The sequence below is a fragment of the Eggerthia catenaformis OT 569 = DSM 20559 genome (genome assembly GCF_000340375.1).
Classification (GTDB): Bacteria; Bacillota_I; Bacilli_A; order Erysipelotrichales; family Coprobacillaceae; genus Eggerthia; species Eggerthia catenaformis.
On sequence record NZ_KB446646.1, the window covers coordinates 200766 to 218578 of the forward strand.

The 17813-nt window shown below is 31.8% G+C and carries 13 protein-coding genes; 7 read left to right on the forward strand and 6 right to left on the reverse strand.

Annotation, left to right across the window (positions count from 1 at the left end; all coding sequences use genetic code 11):
• The first annotated feature begins 51 nt into the window (after positions 1–51).
• Both HMPREF9943_RS00965 and HMPREF9943_RS00970 read left to right on the forward strand, forming a co-directional pair.
• Positions 52–5283: a beta-N-acetylglucosaminidase domain-containing protein gene (locus HMPREF9943_RS00965; protein WP_004801202.1), complete on the forward strand. Its 5232-nt coding sequence runs from the start codon at positions 52–54 to the stop codon at positions 5281–5283.
• Between the two features lie 99 nt (positions 5284–5382).
• Positions 5383–5964 carry a TetR/AcrR family transcriptional regulator gene (locus tag HMPREF9943_RS00970; RefSeq protein ID WP_004801203.1) on the forward strand — a complete coding sequence of 194 codons (582 nt, stop codon included), beginning with the start codon at positions 5383–5385 and terminating at the stop codon, positions 5962–5964.
• A 65-nt stretch (positions 5965–6029) separates the two neighbouring features.
• Here the strand turns inward: HMPREF9943_RS00970 and HMPREF9943_RS00975 are convergent, their stop codons facing one another.
• The 6 genes from HMPREF9943_RS00975 to HMPREF9943_RS01000 all read right to left on the reverse strand — a co-directional run bounded on the left by HMPREF9943_RS00975 (position 6030) and on the right by HMPREF9943_RS01000 (position 11481).
• Positions 6030–6386 carry a hypothetical protein gene (locus HMPREF9943_RS00975; RefSeq protein ID WP_004801204.1) on the reverse strand — a complete coding sequence of 119 codons (357 nt, stop codon included), beginning with the start codon at positions 6384–6386 and terminating at the stop codon, positions 6030–6032.
• A gap of 118 nt (positions 6387–6504) precedes the next feature.
• Complete coding sequence (locus tag HMPREF9943_RS00980; RefSeq protein ID WP_004801205.1) at positions 6505–7143, reverse strand: epoxyqueuosine reductase QueH; 639 nt, start codon at positions 7141–7143, stop codon at positions 6505–6507.
• Entirely contained in the window at positions 7133–8167 is a 1035-nt protein-coding gene (gene queA, locus HMPREF9943_RS00985; RefSeq protein ID WP_040402494.1) for a tRNA preQ1(34) S-adenosylmethionine ribosyltransferase-isomerase QueA, read from the reverse strand. The genes HMPREF9943_RS00980 and queA overlap by 11 nt, the downstream gene beginning before the upstream one ends.
• A gap of 1 nt (position 8168) precedes the next feature.
• Complete coding sequence (tgt, locus tag HMPREF9943_RS00990; protein ID WP_004801207.1) at positions 8169–9302, reverse strand: tRNA guanosine(34) transglycosylase Tgt; 1134 nt, start codon at positions 9300–9302, stop codon at positions 8169–8171.
• Positions 9303–9388: 86 nt separating this feature from the next.
• On the reverse strand, positions 9389–10345 hold the full coding sequence (locus HMPREF9943_RS00995; RefSeq protein WP_004801208.1) for a TIGR03943 family putative permease subunit: 957 nt from the start codon (positions 10343–10345) through the stop codon (positions 9389–9391).
• A gap of 2 nt (positions 10346–10347) precedes the next feature.
• Positions 10348–11481, reverse strand: coding sequence for a CobW family GTP-binding protein (locus HMPREF9943_RS01000; RefSeq protein ID WP_004801209.1), 1134 nt, complete (start codon positions 11479–11481; stop codon positions 10348–10350).
• 141 nt (positions 11482–11622) lie between these two features.
• Here HMPREF9943_RS01000 and HMPREF9943_RS01005 point away from each other — a divergent pair, with 141 nt between their 5' ends.
• The 5 genes from HMPREF9943_RS01005 to HMPREF9943_RS01025 all read left to right on the forward strand — a co-directional run bounded on the left by HMPREF9943_RS01005 (position 11623) and on the right by HMPREF9943_RS01025 (position 17701).
• Entirely contained in the window at positions 11623–12210 is a 588-nt protein-coding gene (locus HMPREF9943_RS01005; protein ID WP_004801210.1) for a hypothetical protein, read from the forward strand.
• Between the two features lie 13 nt (positions 12211–12223).
• On the forward strand, positions 12224–13471 hold the full coding sequence (locus tag HMPREF9943_RS01010) for a DUF1015 domain-containing protein (RefSeq protein ID WP_004801211.1): 1248 nt from the start codon (positions 12224–12226) through the stop codon (positions 13469–13471).
• Positions 13472–13672: 201 nt separating this feature from the next.
• Complete coding sequence (serC, locus tag HMPREF9943_RS01015; RefSeq protein ID WP_004801212.1) at positions 13673–14761, forward strand: 3-phosphoserine/phosphohydroxythreonine transaminase; 1089 nt, start codon at positions 13673–13675, stop codon at positions 14759–14761.
• A 4-nt stretch (positions 14762–14765) separates the two neighbouring features.
• The gene (locus HMPREF9943_RS01020; RefSeq protein WP_004801213.1) at positions 14766–15935 is read left to right on the forward strand and encodes a 3-phosphoglycerate dehydrogenase family protein; all 1170 of its coding nucleotides are present in this window, start codon (positions 14766–14768) and stop codon (positions 15933–15935) included.
• Positions 15936–16414: 479 nt separating this feature from the next.
• Entirely contained in the window at positions 16415–17701 is a 1287-nt protein-coding gene (locus HMPREF9943_RS01025; protein WP_004801214.1) for a putative ABC transporter permease, read from the forward strand.
• Positions 17702–17813: the final 112 nt, after the last annotated feature.

The window sequence follows — 17813 nt, forward strand, 5'->3', positions numbered from 1 at the left end:
CTATCATATAAACACAAGATGTCTTTGAGAGACTAAGAAAGGAGACCTGTCATGGGTAACAAAGTATTGAAGTATTTCATTGCTTTTATACTATCATTATCTTCCCTCCATATGATTAGTGTAAAAGCAGAAGGAACCACTTATAAGATCTATCCGACGCCTCAGGATATATCTTATCAGGACAAGTCCTTAAATTTGACACCATCAGTCAATGTTGTTTATGCAAAAGGAATTGATCAATATACTAAAGCAAAAGCACAGGAAGTGCTTAAGAGTTTAGGTAAGAATGTAGAGATCTCCGATTCCCTAAGCAAAGATAAGACAAACTTGCTGGTAGGTGTTTTTAATGAAGAAGATCAGATTAAAGCTTACTTTAAAGAACAGAATCTGATTAATGATGTATCATTTTTCTCTAAAAATGATGCTCATATTGTAAGTATTAAAGACAATATAATCAGTATAATCGGGAAGGATACTGATGCTTCATTTAGAGGATTGACAAGCTTAAAGCATATCTTTTCACAGGTAAGGAATAATCAGATTAGAAATCTGGTAATTAAAGATTATGCGGATATTAAAGGAAGAGGATTTATTGAAGGCTATTATGGAAATCCCTGGTCTAATAGTGATCGCTCAGAATTAATGAGATTTGGTGGAGATTATAAGCTGAATCAGTATATTTATGCACCAAAAAATGATCCGAAACACAATGAAAAATGGCGAGAATTATATACTGAATCAGAGCTTTCTGAAATTAGAAAGCTGGCTGAAGCCGGTAATAAGAGTAAGTGTTATTATGTTTATGCATTACATCCATTTATGAATAAGGCAATTACTTTTCATGGACAGTATCAGCATGATTTAGGTATTATTAAAGCCAAATTTGAACAGCTGATGAAAAATGGTGTCAAGCAGTTTGCTATTTTAGCTGATGATGCGAGTGTTCCGGAAAATAATCCTAATCATTATGTGACATTAATGAAAGATTTAACTCAATGGCTTAAAGAGAAAGCAAAGGTTTATGAAGGATTAAAAACGGATACTATTTTCTGTCCTAATGATTATATGCATGATGGCTCTTCTTATGAAATTAGAACATTAAAAAATCTGCCTGAATCTGTCAGCATTATTCAGACGGGAGGTCAGGTATGGGGTCATGTTGGACGTGACTTTAATGATAAATTCTTTAAAAACTCAGGAAGACCTGCCTATATGTGGATAAATTGGCCTTGCAGTGATCAAACTAGAGATTCATTGATTATGGGCGGTGCTGAAAAAGTATTATATCCTGATGTAGATCCTAAGACTGTATCCGGTATTGTGATTAATCCGATGCAGCAGTCGGAGCCAAGTAAGCAGGGAATCTTTACAAATGCAGATTATGCATGGAATATCTGGAAGAATAGTGCAAAATATACAAAGGTATGGAATGATTCTTTTACTTATATTGATCATGGTAATATGTATGAAACAGAAGCTTCTAAGGCTTATAGAGCATTAAGCAAACATATGCTTAGCTCTCGTTATCTATATAATGATGAATCGTTTGATATAAAAGATAAATTGAAGTCTTTTATAAGTGATTTATCAAAAGGGAAGTCAGTTAAAAAACAGGCGGAAGAGCTTGTTAGAGAGTTTACTATATTAAAAAATGCTTCTAAAATATTGAGAAGCAGAGGAAATCAGCGTACTGTCAAGCAGATTGTATACTGGCTTGATTGCTGGGATAATACATCTGAATCTATTATTTCTTATTTAAATACCGCTATTGCTTTAGAAGATAAGCTTTCAAATAAAGAAATATGGAAGAGATTTACAAAAGGCAGACAGGAGTATGAAAATTCCAAAAAACATAAATTTCTTTATATTAATTATTATGAATATGCTCAGGTAGGAAGACTTCATATTACACCGTTTATGAAACGACTGGATGCTCTTCTTTCTGCTGAGGTTTCTCATATTGTTAATCCGGGAATCCAGACACAAAGATTTATTACTAACAGAAGTGATGATCCTAAGGGTGAAATTAAGAATATCTTTGATAATAAACCGGATACGGAGGTAACATATGTCAGTCCTAATAAGATTGAAAAGGGAACATATGCGGGAGTCTTATATAGTAAGCCGATAGATATTAACAGTGCTTTATTCAGATTAGGAAGAAATCAGAATCCTAATGATACTTTTTCTAAAGTAAAGGTACAGTACAGTATTAATGGACATGACTGGAAGGATCTTGATAAGGAATATGATAATCCTAAAGATCTTATGCTGGAGAATCTGAATTTAAAGAGTGTTAGAGGACTAAGAGTTATTGCAACTCAAGAAAAGAGTAATACATGGCTTGGTATCAGAGATATTGTGATCAATCCAAAGGACAAAGAACCACAGGAAAAAACAACTGTTACTTTAGATAAGGTAGGAGTACGTATATATGATATAAATTCTATTATTGACGGTGATGATAATTCCTATGCTCATCTGGCTGAATATCCTTACAAGACGGGACCTATTCAGGACTATATTCCTAAAGATGCAAGTGTAACACTTCATTTCTCAAAGCCGAAATTACTGACTCAGATTCATTTTAAACAGGATAGCGGAACTGATAAAGTTACAAAGTATGTCTTTGAATATACAGAAAATGGAAAAGACTGGAAGGAATTAGCTTCTTATAATGGGGATTCAGTAGTTAATCTGGATGTGACTGATAAAAAGATTACGGTTCAGGCATTAAGAGTCAGAAATATGGAATTGAATCTTCAGGAACATGATAAAAGCAAAGGGTACTGGTGGAAGCTTTATGAGTTTAATGCCGGAACAAATAGTAAGCCTAAGCTAAATCCTGATGTTGAATATACTTCCAGATGGAGTATATATCAGGGAAGTAAAAGCTATCTGTTAGATAATAATCCTTCAACTGCTTTTGATTTTAATACAAATCCTAGTGCTAAAAAAGGTGATTATATCGGTCTTAATTTTAAGAAAATCATTAAAGTAGGAAAAGTTCATATTGTAGTCGGCGGTAATCGTAATAAGGGTGATAAGTTTGTTAAGTATACATTGGAATATTCTAAAGATGGACATACATGGCATACATATAAATCATATACCGGTCAAACAAATGAGAAAGATACTATTGATGAGAATTTAGAAGGTATTGAAGCTCAGTATTTAAGAATAGTTAATCAGCAGGATAAGAATTCATGGATTATATTCTCTGATTTTATTGTGGATGAATTTGATGAAGATGCAGAATATACATCACAGAATATTATTTCTAATACTAAGACGAATGCTAAAGCATATGTTAGACTGGATAAGGCTAATGTGAAAGCAAAAGACCGGATGGTATTAGGAAAAGATCAGTATGTAGGTGTTGACTTAAATAGAATTAAAGATTTAAAAGAAGTGTCTATTAAGACTGATTCTAATGATTTAACAGTTGAGTTATCAAAGAATAATTATGACTGGGAGAAATTAGATCCTAAAAAGATTGCTGAAGCAAGATATGTTAGAATTATTAATAAGACAAATAAAAATATCAGTTTTAAATTAAACTCATGGGTTGTTAAATCACGTGAAGTAGAATCACCGAAACTTCACAGTACAACGATGGGTATTAATAGCAGCTGGGGTGTAAGTGAAGATTCACGTTATAATAATGCCGCCTTTGATGGTAATGTAGATACGTATACTGAGTTTGCTGATTTACCACAAAAAGGTCAGGAGATTATTTATGATTTAGGGCAGACAAGAACTATTAAAACATTACGATTATATTGTCAGGATAATGCTGTTAATTATATTAGAGATGCCGAGATATTAGTTTCTGATGATCTTAAGAATTGGAAGAAAGTAGTTTCTATCGGTGATGCTAAAGAAAACCTGAATGATGCTAATATAACTTGTATCAATTCAGGACTCTATAAAACTTCTCAGAGATATCCTAATAAGGTTTATGCTGAGGGAAAAATTGATCCGACAAAAGCACGTTATGTTAAGATTCTAATGACTGCTTCTAATAATAACAGAGCTGTTACCTTTAATGAAATCGTGATTAATGATGGTGAATATGTACCTGTATCAAACGATCCTACATTTAAGGCAAGCACAATTGAAGAGCAGGGTCATGCCCCTCAGAATATGGTAGATGGTGATTTATCAACTTATTATAAGGCTGGCAGTAATAAAGCCGGTGAAATTACTTATATATTATCTCAGGATTTAGAAGTAAAGAGATTTAATATTGTACAGCACGGAACAATTACTCATGCTCAAGTAAAAGCTTTAGTCGAGCTTAATGGAAAACGAATATGGGTAGATCTGGGAAAACTGGATCATTCATTAAATGAAATCTACGTGCCATATGCAAGAGTATTTAAATTAAAGATTGTATGGAAAGATAAAGCTGTTCCGATGATCAGTGAAATCATTTCCTTAACGGATAAAGAATACGGCTATAGTAAAGAAGATCTTAAGAAATATGTTGATTCATTAAAACCGGATGAAAAGCTTTATACAAAAGCTTCTTATAAAGCATTTGCTGAAGCTAAAGAGAAAGCGTTAAAAGCAATTACTGAAGATAAAGATATATCTGTAGTATATGGTCAGTTAAAACATGCTTATTTAGACCTTGTGAAGAAGGCGAATACTTCTGAATTAGAAAAGGAAATTGATTCAATCAAACAATTAAATCCGGAAGATTATACAAAAGATTCTTGGAATCATTTAAATAATTTATTAAATAAAGCTAATAAATTATTACAGAAAGAGCTCACAGCCGATCAGGAAAAAGATATTAAGGCTATGATCAGACAGTTAAAAGAAGCACAGAGAGCTTTAGTTAAAAAGGGTAAAATCTATAAGATGCTTAATAGTCCTGATGAGGTTGAACGAGGGAAAACGGCAGTCTTCAGATCAGAAGCCTTGCTAAAAGACTTTGATAAGCTTATTATAGATAATCAGATTATTGATAAAAAGAATTATACAGTTACAAGCGGAAGTACTGTAGTAACATTAAAGGCTTCTTATACAAAGACTTTAAAAACAGGAATGCATCAGCTGATAATTGTTTCAAAAGATGGGTATGCTACAGTTAAATTTAAAGCTGTAGATAAGGTTATTACTACAGAAACAAAGCCTGAAAAAGATATAGGGAAAACTAAAAAGAAACAGAACAAGAAAACAGATACAGGTGATCGTACGAATATTCTGATTTATATGGTACTGATCATCATATCGGTATGTGCAGCTTACTTAATTAGAAGAAAGTTATCTTAATACGAGAAGATGAAGAAAAGTTTTTCTTCATCTTTTTTAATAGGAGATTATTTTTGTGTTTATCTTATTATTTATGTATAATAAACAAAGGTGAATATAATGACAAAAGAAATAATTAGAAATAAAGCAATCAGCCTGTTTTTAGAGAAGGGCTATAATAATGTTACTGTCAATGATATATGTAATGCCTGTTCAATCACAAAGCCGACATTCTATAATTATATATCTTCTAAAGAGAATCTTATTATGACTATTTATGATGATATTATTGAAGATCTCTTATCAAATATATATGGTTTGTTTGATTTGGAATCATCTTATGAACAATTGATAGCTGTTTTCTCTATGCTGATTTCTCAAACAAAACAATATGGTTCAGATTTGTTCGGTCAGCTTTTGATTGTGAATCTGAAAGATAATAAAAAAAGTTTTGATTTAAGAGATAATCTAACTCAATTATGTCTATCACTTATTAAAAATGCCCAGATCAGAAATGAAATACATAATAAAGAGAATCCTAAAAGGCTTTATTATAGTATTGCTTATATGTTTACCGGTTATGAAACAATGTGGTGTATTCATGACGGAAATACTGAATTTGAAGAAGAGTTTTTTGAATCTATGGAGACTGTTTTATTAACTGATAAGAAATATTGTGGGATATATAAAAAATATGTATAATAAAAAGCTGTTATGGAGATAACAGCCTTTTTTCTTTGCGTTGAAAATATAAGAGAAATCTATAACTATTTTTTCTCTTCTACAATTTTAGCGACTTTGACTGATAAGTTAAATAAACGTTTTTGAGCATCCAGATACTGATCATACATAGAAGAGACTTTTTTTGATATTTCTTGATGTTCTTTTGGAAATACTTTAGCTTCAGCTTCTTCGGCTTTATCCTCAAGCTCTTCTCTAAGCTTGCTTAAGTTAACCATATGAGCTTCTGCCTGTGTTTTAGCATTTTCAATAATTTTGTTAATTTTTACGGTATCAATCTTGACATCGTTCATCTCTTCTTCTGCCGGAAGCTCATTCATCTGTTTAAAGAAACGATTGTATGAATCCTGTGCCTGTTTAATAATTTCATCATAATTTTTCATATTTTATTCCTTCTTTCTTTATATATCTGTATCATAATTCCATTGATGAAAAAAAGCAATAAGAATTGTTTGAGTTTTAATTACATTAACATAATTTTATTAAAAAAGAGAATCTCTTTTAATCTTTTGATTGATGAGATTCTCTTTCAAGCATTTCTTCATAAGAGAAGAGACAGCCGCAATAGTTTTGTCTATACATATGATAAGCTTCTGCTGTTTGAGTAGATTTTAAATAACCGTTCCTTTTTTTAAAGTCAGAATGAAGAAAACGTGGTTTATCCATCATTAGGCTATCACCTATTTCATTGATCCAGCGAGAGATTTTATGAGGAGAAACTGAGAGTACAGTTGTCCAGTAATCAAAGTCATGACTCTTAGCATAATCAAAAGCTTTTCTCATTCTTAGATTGTAACAAAGCCTACATCTTAATCCTCTTTCACCGGTGTCTTTTAAAGGATAGAGATGGGATGTGAAGCTTAAGTTATCATAATTATCCGGAATAACTGTAATATGTCTATTTTCGTTTTTATTAAATTCAGGAATGAATGCTAAAAGCTCATTTAAGCGTCTTTGATATTCTTCTGTTGGATAAATATTGGAGTTGGAGTAATAGATAGTTATATCAAAATATTCAGATAATTCTTTAATTACGTTTGATGAACATGGACCACAGCATACATGCAGCAAGAGAGTAGGTCTGCCGGTAATACTCTTCAATTCCTCCTGCATGATCAGATCATAATTCTTATTCTCCATTGTCTATAAACATTGCATCACCAAAAGAGAAGAAACGATATTTCTCTTTGACGGCTTGCTGATAAGCTTTCAATATATAGTCTCTTGAGGACAAAGCACTCACTAACATGATTAATGTAGATTTTGGCAGATGGAAGTTAGTAATGAGACAATCAATAGCTTTAAATGTATATCCCGGATAGATAAAGATATCCGTATTTTCATGAACAGCTTTAAAGCATCCATATTTGCTGTAATTTGCTTCTAATGTACGACAGCTGGTTGTTCCAATCGCAATAATACGGTGATTATTATCTTTAGCTTTATTAAGCCTGTCAGCAGTCTTTTCATCTATCTCATAGTATTCACTATGCATATGATGTTCTAGGATATTATCAGTCTTAACCGGTCTGAATGTTCCTAATCCTACATGTAAGGTAACATCAAGTACTTCTATTCCTTTATCTCTACATTTTGAAAAGAGTTCCTTGGTAAAATGTAAACCGGCTGTAGGAGCGGCGGCACTGCCCTCTATTTTTGCGTAAACGGTATTATAACGATCAGGATCATTTAATTTTTCCTTAATATAAGGAGGTAAAGGCATAATACCTAATTGATCTAATACTTCATAGAAAATTCCCTCATAAATCATTTCCAAGACTCTGATTCCTTCATCCTTGACTTCAATACATTGAGCTTTTAAGCGACCATCGCCAAAACTGATTATAGTATCATGCTTAATGGTTTTGGCATTACCGCATAAACATTCCCACACATCATCATGAAGATTTTTAAGTAATAAAACTTCCACATGAGCATGGGTCATTTCTTTTGTACCGAATAATCTTGCCGGAATGACTTTGGTATTATTTCTGACAAGAATATCACCGGGTTTTAAGTAATCAATAATATCATAGAAATGCTTATGTTCAATTGTCTGTGTTTTTTTATTTAATACCATTAAACGGCTGGTATCTCTTTTAAGTAATGGTGTTTGAGCAATTAATTCTTCAGGAAGATAATAATCAAATAAATTTATATCCATATTAAAAGGCCCTTTCATAAACATTATGTCCATATTCATCTAAGAATTTCTTTTTAAATTCTAATAACCGATCTTCTTTAACAGCATCTCTGATCTCTTTTGATAAATCTAATAAGAATTGGACATTATGAATAGACATTAAAGATTTACCAAAGATTTCATCTTCTTTATGCAGATGTCTGATATAAGCTTTTGTATAGTTTTTACATGCATAACATGAACATTTTTCATCAATAGGAGTAAAGTCATATTTATATTTTTCATTATTAATATTTAATCTTCCCTGATGAGTCATTAAAGCACCATGTCTGGCTACCCTTGTTGGCAGAACGCAGTCAAACATATCAATACCTCTGATAGCTCCTTCGATTAAGTCGATCGGATTTCCCACACCCATTAAATACCTGGGTTTATGATCAGGAAGCCATTTCACACTATCATCTATCATTTGGTACATGACATCCTTCGGTTCTCCTACACTGGTACCGCCAATTGAATATCCCGGAAAATCCATATCAGAGAGAGCTGTTGCTGATAGTTTTCTTAGATCAGCATACTCACCGCCTTGAACAATTCCAAATAAAGCCTGATTCTCTTTCCGATGGGCATCCTGCCCTCTTTTAGCCCATCTTAATGTTCTTTCTACGGATCTCTTCATATAATCATAGCTGCATGGATAAGGAGCGCATTCATCAAAGCTCATAATAATATCTGCTCCCAGATTTTCTTGGATCTCAATAGATTTTTCCGGTGATAGAAAGAGCTTTGAACCGTCAATATAACTTCTGAAGTAAACACCTTCTTCTTCAATCTTTCTCATTTTACCAAGAGAAAAGACTTGAAATCCGCCACTGTCTGTAAGCAAAGGACCGTGATAATTCATGAACTGATGTAATCCTCCGGCCATTTTTACTACATCATCCCCCGGTCTTAGCCATAAATGATAAGTATTTGCAAGGACAACCTGACTTTTCATCTGATGAAGCATCTCCGGCCATATACCTTTAACAGTAGCTTGTGTTCCTACAGGCATAAACATAGGAGTTTCTACATCACCATGTGGTGTATGTAAAATACCATAGCGTGCTCCGGTTTCTTTTTCTCTATGTTTTAATTCAAACCAAAAATCTTTCATTTTATTTACCTCATAACCTTAAGTATTATACACGACTTTAAGTAAAAAAACACCCTTAAAACAAAGAAAAACGCTTTTTCAAGCGTTTAATCAAAAGTCACATATTCATATGCTAAAGGTGTCGTTCCTTCAATCTTATCAGCATGTAAAGTAATTACATTCATACCAATATCTTTATCGTAGTCCATTGTAGTATCACCTTCAACAATTAGCCATTCATTAGGAATAAACTGATTACTGGCAGGATTTTGACATAATAAGCCAATCAGTGAAGTATCCTGCTCACAGCATACCATTGCATATCTCCCTAAGATAAAGCCATCCTTTCTAAGAGAATCTTTGCCAATAAACTTTCCTTTGATTCTAATATGCTTATGATTATAATTCTCCGGATGTTCCATCATATCATAACAGAATATACCGAAATCATGATCGGCAACATCTATTGAAGCGGCATTAATATCATAAGGAAGACCGCTATCTACACTATTATCAACGCTGCCATCGGCATTTTCATAGATAATCTGTGCTCTTGGGTTCATAGCTTTGATATTATTTCTCATAAATGTTTTCTTAATATTCTCTATTCTATTAAAAACAATCAGATCACTTTGTGAACAATGTTGGAATAAATAAGATCTCATATTTGCATTGTTTACATAATAAGCAAACTTAGAAGCATCAATTGTAGTTAAAATCTGGACAATATCCCATCCTTGAGGAAAGACTGTACTCATGAATGTGGCAACATCCCACATTCCATTGAATTCAACTAAAACTTGAGTAGGATGGTAGTCTTCTTTAAGTTCCTTCCAGAATGCCTCTTGTGTCAGTTCTTGAATTGTTTCAACAAGAAGAAGATCTGTATGATGCTTTTTTAATTCATTTTTATCAAACTCTTTTTCGCCTTCTTCAGTAATGATCATGACTGTCTGTTCACCATCACAAAAGTTAGTATTTACAATAGTATCATTTGCGAAAGTAGTCTTTCCGCTTTCTAAGAATCCGGTAAATAGATAGATACGTGTTTCAATATTATCCATAATTATCCTTTCATCAAATCATAAAGCTTATTAGCATCAAGATTTTCACCAATCACACATAATCGTCCTGATACATCCGGAGTTGTTTCTCTAATTTCATAATCGCCGGCAACAAAATCAAATTCAAGCCACTTATCATCTATCCCTCTTACAATACCCTTAGATCTTAAAATATTACCTAAAGATTCATCGCGAGAGAGCGTTTCTAATTTAGCTGATAATTCAGTTTTACTAAATGGATGAATTGTTTCAATACCAATACTCTGGAATATTTCATCAGCATCATGAGCATCTTCTTCATTATAGTAAAGCTTTGTATCACCGTCATCAGTATGTGGATGTGTTTCATCATGATGATGGTGATGACATTCATGTTCTTCGTCATGATGGTGGTGATGACATTCATGTTCTTCATCATGATGATGGTGATGACATTCATGTTCTTCGTCATGATGGTGGTGACAGCATTCATGTTCATGGTGATGATGGTGAACGGAATATCGGTGTTCTTTTTCAGCAGCAATTAATGCTTTTTCTAAAGTTTCTTTGTTGTCGGCCGCTTTTAAAATTTGCTCGGCTGTTAAGCTGTCCCAAGGTGTTGTAATGATAGGGGCATGCTTATTTAGTTCTTTGATAATTTTTAGATCTTCAGCCAGTTTATCTTCGGTTACATCTTGAGTTCTTGATAATACGACGATAGAAGCGGAAGCAATCTGATTATTGAAGAATTCACCGAAGTTTTTGTGATACATTTTACATTTTTTAGCATCAACGACTGTTAAGAATGAATTTAATTCCAGTCTCTTATCATTTACTTTTTCTATTGCATCAATAATATCAGATAATTTACCAACACCACTCGGTTCAATAATAATATGATCCGGTTTATATTTATCTAATACTTCTTTTAAAGATTTTTCAAAATCTCCTACTAAACTACAACAAATACAGCCTTGTGATAATTCATTGACTTGTATATCGGCATCTCTCATAAAACTGCCATCAATACCAATTTCTCCAAATTCATTTTCAATTAAGACGACTTTCTCATCTTTTAAAGATTCATTAATAAACTTTTTAATTAAAGTTGTTTTACCGGCTCCTAAAAAGCCGGAAATAATATCTACTTTACTCATAACTGACTCCTTTTTTCTAGTCCTTATCATACCACAACTTAATGACTTTTCAAGCTAGGTACACTTAATTAAAAGAGAGTGCTTGATATAATCAATAAAAGTGATTATGATAAAGAGGAAATAAAAAAGAGAGGGACAGTTATGAATAAAAGTGATTTTAAAGCATCACTGGTTTTTATTGATGAAGACGAAAAAGGCTTTTATATAATTAAGAATAAAAGGGAAAAAGAAGCAGATATTAATAGTTATGCATTATTAGAAAACAGTGATTTTCATAATGGGATAATTAAAGTTAAAATGTATAGTACATTTACTGACAATGCTCCTGATTATGCAAGGGGTTTTATTGGCATAGTTTTTAGAGTCGATGCTGATACATTTGAGTCTTTTTATGTAAGACCTGCTAATGGATTTTATCAAACTGATGATCCTGTTAGACAAATGCATGCTGTTCAATATTTTTCTTATCCAAAATATACATTTCAGTATTTTAGAGATCATCATATTACTGAGTACGAGAATAAGGCCGATATTCAAATGAAGAAATGGATAGAATTAAAGGCGGTTATTAAAGATGAAAAAGCGATTTTCTATATTGATGATATGGAACATCCTGTATTAACAGTTGATAAGTTATTAGCCGGTAATAAAAGAGGGAAAATAGGATTGTTTGTTGATATAGGGACCAAGGGATATTATAAAGATTTAGAAATTATACTTGATGATTAGGGAGAAACTGTATATGGCACATATATTACCTTTTAAGGCATTAAGACCGGCAGTGAGTAAAGCGAAAGAAGTAGCTGCTTTACCTTATGATGTTTATTCCAGACAAGAGGCTAAAGAATATATAAAAGATAAACCGTTATCTTTTTTAAATATTGATAGACCTGAAACACAGTTCGAAAATAATTATGATATGTATAGTAAGGATGTTTACTTGAAAGCAGATCAGATGATTAAAGAAGAATGGAAGAAAGGTATTTTTGTACAAGAAGAATACCCTGCTTATTATTTATATGAGCTGACAATGAATGATCATGTTCAGACGGGAATTGTAGCTTTATCATCTATTGACGATTATTTAAATGATGTATGTAAAAAGCATGAATTGACAGTAGAAGTTAAAGAAAGAGATCGTATAAATCATGTCGATATCACAAGTGCACAGACAGGACCTATTTTCTTAACTTATAAAGCTAAGAATGAAATTAGAAGAAAAGTCAATAAAATTAAGCAAAGTAAGTCTCTTTATGATTTTATAAGTGAAGATCATATTAGGCATAGAGTATGGATTGTATCGGATAAAGAAGATATCAGTTATCTTCAAAAAGCATTTGATCAGGTAGAGTCAACATATATAGCTGATGGACATCATCGTGCAGCCAGTGCAGTAAAAGTAGGTTTAAAGAGGAGAAAAGAACATCCTGATTATAGCGGTAATGAAGAATTTAATTATTTTCTATCGGTTTTATTTCCTGATGATGAATTAAAAATTCTTGATTATAACAGAGTTGTTTCTGATTTGAATGGTTATACATATGATGAATTTCTTAACCGTTTAAATCAGAAGTTTGATATCTCTTTACTAACAGAGAAAAGACATCCTGAACATAAAAATGAAATCACTATGTATCTGAACCATCAATGGTATTCATTAAAAGCTCATGATGACATTGTAGAAAAGAGAAAAAGTTCTTCAGTCTTATCATTAGATGTATCCTTGCTGCAAGATGAGATACTTTCTCCATTATTAAATATAGGGGATCCGCGTATTGATCAGAGAATTCATTTTATCGGGGGTATTAGAGGATTGGATGAATTAATAAAAGAAACTGATCAGACAAGTGGAGTGGCTTTTGCGATGTACCCGACAAGCATTCAGGAGTTACTGGATGTTGCTGATCATCATTTATTAATGCCCCCTAAATCAACGTGGTTTGAACCTAAATTAAGATCAGGATTATTTATACACTTATTTGAAAGATAACTGTTATTTCAATAATAGTTATCTTTTTATGAATAATACAAATATATTTAAATAATTAAAGATTTATACAAATATTTAAAACATATATATATAAAATAAGTAAAAATATAAACTATATTTGTATTATTTTATAATTTTACTGGACAAATTTGTTAAAAACGTATATTATAATTAAAAAATATATTAGAGGAGGAATCGATGATGACGAATAAGAGAGTTTATAACTTTAGTGCAGGGCCTTCACAGCTTCCTTTGGAAGTATTAGAAACAGCCCAAAAACAAATGCTTAATTATGAAAATTCAGGCATGAGTGTTATGGAGATGAGTCATAGATCCTCTGCCTATCAGAATATATTTGATCAGACAAAGGCAGATTTAAAGGAATTAATGAATATTCCTGATAATTATAGTATTTTATTTTTACAGGGCGGCGCAACCCAGCAGTTTAGTAATATTGCTTTGAATTTTAATGATAAAGGAAAAGCGGATTATATTGTAACAGGAAACTTTTCTAAAAAGGCAGCACAGGAAGCTGCTAAGTTTACTGATGTTCATATTGCCTATGATGGGAAAGAGAACAACTATACGCATATTCCCGGTCAGGATGAACTGGATATAAGAGATGATATTGATTATGTACATTTATGTACAAATAATACTATTTATGGAACAGAATGGGATTATATACCGGATACTAAAGGAATCCCTTTAATTGCTGATATGTCTTCAAATATTTTATCTAGACCGATAGATGTATCACAGTTTGGTGTTATTTATGCCGGAGCTCAGAAGAATATGGGAATAGCCGGTTTGGCAGTAGTGATTGTGAGAAATGATTTATTAGAGACTCATAAAGATCAGATTCCGGTTTTATCTGAATTGGATACGATGGCTAAAAAGGATTCTATGTACAATACACCTCCTACTTATGCCATATATATGTTAGGACTTGTTTTAAAATGGATTAAAAAACAAGGCGGTTTAGTGGCAATGCAGGAGTATAATGTAAAAAAAGCAAAACTTTTACAGGATTATCTTGACATTACTGATTTCTATGATTATCCGGCGGAGATTGGTTCTAGAAGTCATATGAATGTTTCATTTACAACAGGACATAGTGATTTAGATGCTTTATTTGTAAAAAAGAGTATTGAAGCCGGTATGACTAATTTAAAAGGTCATCGCTTAGTAGGTGGGATGAGAGCTTCTATTTATAATGCGATGCCTTATGATGGAGTCGCTTATTTAGTTGAATTTTTAAAAAAGTTTGAGAAAGAGAATAAGGAGTAATAGAATGAGTTATCAGATTAAGACTTTAAATAAAATATCAAATAAAGGATTAAGGCTTTTAGATGAACGCTATGAGGTAGGAAATGATTTTGAAAATGAGGATGCTGTATTAGTCAGAAGTGCTAAAATGCATGATTATCCTATGAATAATAATTTAAAAGCTATTGTAAGAGCAGGAGCGGGTACTAATAATATTCCAATAGAAGAATGTTCAAAGAAAGGAATAGTTGTATTTAATACTCCCGGAGCCAATGCGAATGCTGTTAAAGAACTGGTGTTATGTTCATTATTTCTATCATCCAGAAAAGTATTAGAAGGTATAGAATGGACAAAGACAGTAACGGGGAATAATTTTTCTAAAGAGATCGAAGCAGGCAAGAAAGCTTTTGTAGGTCCTGAAATAGATGGCAAGAAGCTGGGTGTTATTGGATTGGGAGCTATTGGTGTAGCGGTTGCGAATGCAGCTGTTAAACTGGGTATGGAAGTTCATGGCTATGATCCTTATATTTCTGTAACTGCAGCATGGGGGATGAGTAAATGGGTTCAAAAGGCATCTTCAGTAGAAGAGATATTCAAAGAATGTGATTATATTACAATCCATGTTCCTGCTAATGGGGAGACTGAAGGCATGATTAATGAGAAATCTATTAATATGATGAAATCAGGGGTTCATATTATTAATTTTGCTCGTGGCTCATTAGTTAATACAAAAGATATGATAGATGCTTTAAAGAAAGACAAAGTTGCCAGATATATTACTGACTTTGGTGATGAGACGTTAGCACATACTGAAAATGCGGTTGTCATGCCTCACTTAGGAGCATCTACACCGGAATCAGAACAGAATTGTGCAAAGATGGCAGTAGAAGAGCTAAGAGAATATTTAGAAAATGGAAATATTAAAAACTCTGTTAATTTTCCGAATGTCTTAGAACCAAGAAATACAACATACAGATGCTGTATTATTCATAAGAATATTCCTAATATGTTAGCAGTTTTTGCGAATGCATTCGCAAAGAAAGGCATGAATATTGAGAATATGGTCAATAAGGCAAAAGGAGATTATGCTTATACAATTATTGATACCAATGATTTAAGTGAAGATATTACTAAAGCTATTGAACAAAAAGATGGTGTCATAAAGGCAAGAATTATCGCAAAAGCAGTATTTTAAAACCTTCTTATGAAGGTTTTTTTAAATTTAAAATATTTTTTATGAAAGCCTTTACAAAGATAAAGATATCTGTTAATATAATAGTAAGAAAAGAGGGGGTTATGTATGTTAATGTTTAATAAAGGAAGATATAAGAACGGAGACCGGTTAGTTGAGTTTTCATAGACGAATTCTCTTTTATGTTAATATAGATTGTATGATTGTATATATAATACAGTATTAATATACTTCAATTTTTATAATTATATGTGATTGAGCACCTTTCATCATGAAAGGTGCTATTTTTTATGTTTTATTATAAAATAATAATTCATAAAAATATATGATTAGTTGTAAAATTAAGTGCAACAGGAGCTACACGAAGAGTTATTTTAGGAGATATTACTTTTCCAAGATGATAACTTTTTAAAGTTATCATCTTTTATATTGACTTTATGATGAAAAATAGGGTACATTTTTTAGAAAGATAGGAGGGTAATATGTATCAGCTTTTAATAAAAGAAACATTCTTCTTTATTATTTATGGTTTTCTTGGATGGCTGATTGAAGCTCTTTATTATTCAACTAAAGAAAGGAAGTTTATTAATACAGGATTTTTAACATTTCCTATTGATTTTGAAATAGGTCTTACTCTATCATCATTAATTATTGATTTATCACAAATGGGAAGACATTATTTCTTAATATTCTTTCTTATCTTTGCGAGATTAATTATTATCAAAGCTATCTTTGCATTTATAAGTTTTAGAGTAACTAAGAATATTGTATGGCTGAGAAGAAATTCTTTAAATAATAAAGAAACATTTTTTGAAATACTTCTTTTATCTGTAGGATGCTGGATTGCTTATTTAGTTTTACAGCCATTCTTACTGATTGTAAGTCAGTTAATACATGTTCCGGTTCATCGGATAATAAGTATTATTTTCTGGATTATAATTATCATTGATCTTATTATTGTAGTAATAAGTATTAATAAAGGACAAAAAGAGTTTAGTAATTTTGAAAAGCGAAGCATGAATCAAAGAGTTTTTCATAAAATATCACTGTTTGTATGGGATCGTCTAGAGAAAGCTTATCCAGGCATTAAGGATGAAAAGAATAGAAATATGATTGTCTTTGGAAAAGGTTTAAGTCCGGATAAGCTTATCTGGATATTTCTTATATCATCTTTATTAGGAGATCTTATAGAAACATTATGGTGCGGCTTAGTAGATGGAGTCTGGATGACTAGATCAAGTGTTGTGTTTGGACCATTTAGTCTTGTATGGGGAATAGGAGCTGTTGTCTTAACACTTACTCTTATTCCATTGAAAGATAAAAATGATAGATGGATTATGCTTTTAGGAGGATTATTAGGAGGAGCTTTTGAGTATACATGTAGTATTTTTACTGAAATTGTGTTTGGCAGGGTTTTCTGGGATTACTCCGGTATGCCTTTGAATATTCATGGACGTACTAATATTCTTTTTATGTTTTTCTGGGCTGCATTAAGCTTGATATGGGTAAAACTTGTTTATCCTCCATTAGAACGTTTAATTGAGAAATTTCCTCTTATTAAAGCTGAAATCATAACTTGGATAATAGTTATTTTTATGACATTTAATAGTTTATTCACCTTAGCAGTAATCTCAAGGTATAATCAAAGACAGAAAGCTATAGCACCAAAGAATTCTATGGAACAGTTTATTGATAATGCTTATGGTAACCGATATGTTGAGCATCGTTGGCAAAATATGAAAGATTCACATATTGTAAAGAATAAATGATCTACTTTAAATATAAAATTGTTACTATAAGCATTACATTATATTAATAATAAACAAGATGAAGATGATAATATATTTTGGATTAGTATATAATCTCTTGAAATATTAGTTA

What these genes read in the sequence shown, in the direction of transcription:
- HMPREF9943_RS00965 (WP_004801202.1), top strand. Translation starts at nt 52, where the DNA reads ATGGGTAACAAAGTATTGAAGTATTTCATTGCTTTTATACTATCATTA.
- HMPREF9943_RS00970 (WP_004801203.1), top strand. Translation starts at nt 5,383, where the DNA reads ATGACAAAAGAAATAATTAGAAATAAAGCAATCAGCCTGTTTTTAGAG.
- HMPREF9943_RS00975 (WP_004801204.1), bottom strand. Translation starts at nt 6,386, where the DNA reads ATGAAAAATTATGATGAAATTATTAAACAGGCACAGGATTCATACAAT.
- HMPREF9943_RS00980 (WP_004801205.1), bottom strand. Translation starts at nt 7,143, where the DNA reads ATGGAGAATAAGAATTATGATCTGATCATGCAGGAGGAATTGAAGAGT.
- queA (WP_040402494.1), bottom strand. Translation starts at nt 8,167, where the DNA reads ATGGATATAAATTTATTTGATTATTATCTTCCTGAAGAATTAATTGCT.
- tgt (WP_004801207.1), bottom strand. Translation starts at nt 9,302, where the DNA reads ATGAAAGATTTTTGGTTTGAATTAAAACATAGAGAAAAAGAAACCGGA.
- HMPREF9943_RS00995 (WP_004801208.1), bottom strand. Translation starts at nt 10,345, where the DNA reads ATGGATAATATTGAAACACGTATCTATCTATTTACCGGATTCTTAGAA.
- HMPREF9943_RS01000 (WP_004801209.1), bottom strand. Translation starts at nt 11,481, where the DNA reads ATGAGTAAAGTAGATATTATTTCCGGCTTTTTAGGAGCCGGTAAAACA.
- HMPREF9943_RS01005 (WP_004801210.1), top strand. Translation starts at nt 11,623, where the DNA reads ATGAATAAAAGTGATTTTAAAGCATCACTGGTTTTTATTGATGAAGAC.
- HMPREF9943_RS01010 (WP_004801211.1), top strand. Translation starts at nt 12,224, where the DNA reads ATGGCACATATATTACCTTTTAAGGCATTAAGACCGGCAGTGAGTAAA.
- serC (WP_004801212.1), top strand. Translation starts at nt 13,673, where the DNA reads ATGACGAATAAGAGAGTTTATAACTTTAGTGCAGGGCCTTCACAGCTT.
- HMPREF9943_RS01020 (WP_004801213.1), top strand. Translation starts at nt 14,766, where the DNA reads ATGAGTTATCAGATTAAGACTTTAAATAAAATATCAAATAAAGGATTA.
- HMPREF9943_RS01025 (WP_004801214.1), top strand. Translation starts at nt 16,415, where the DNA reads ATGTATCAGCTTTTAATAAAAGAAACATTCTTCTTTATTATTTATGGT.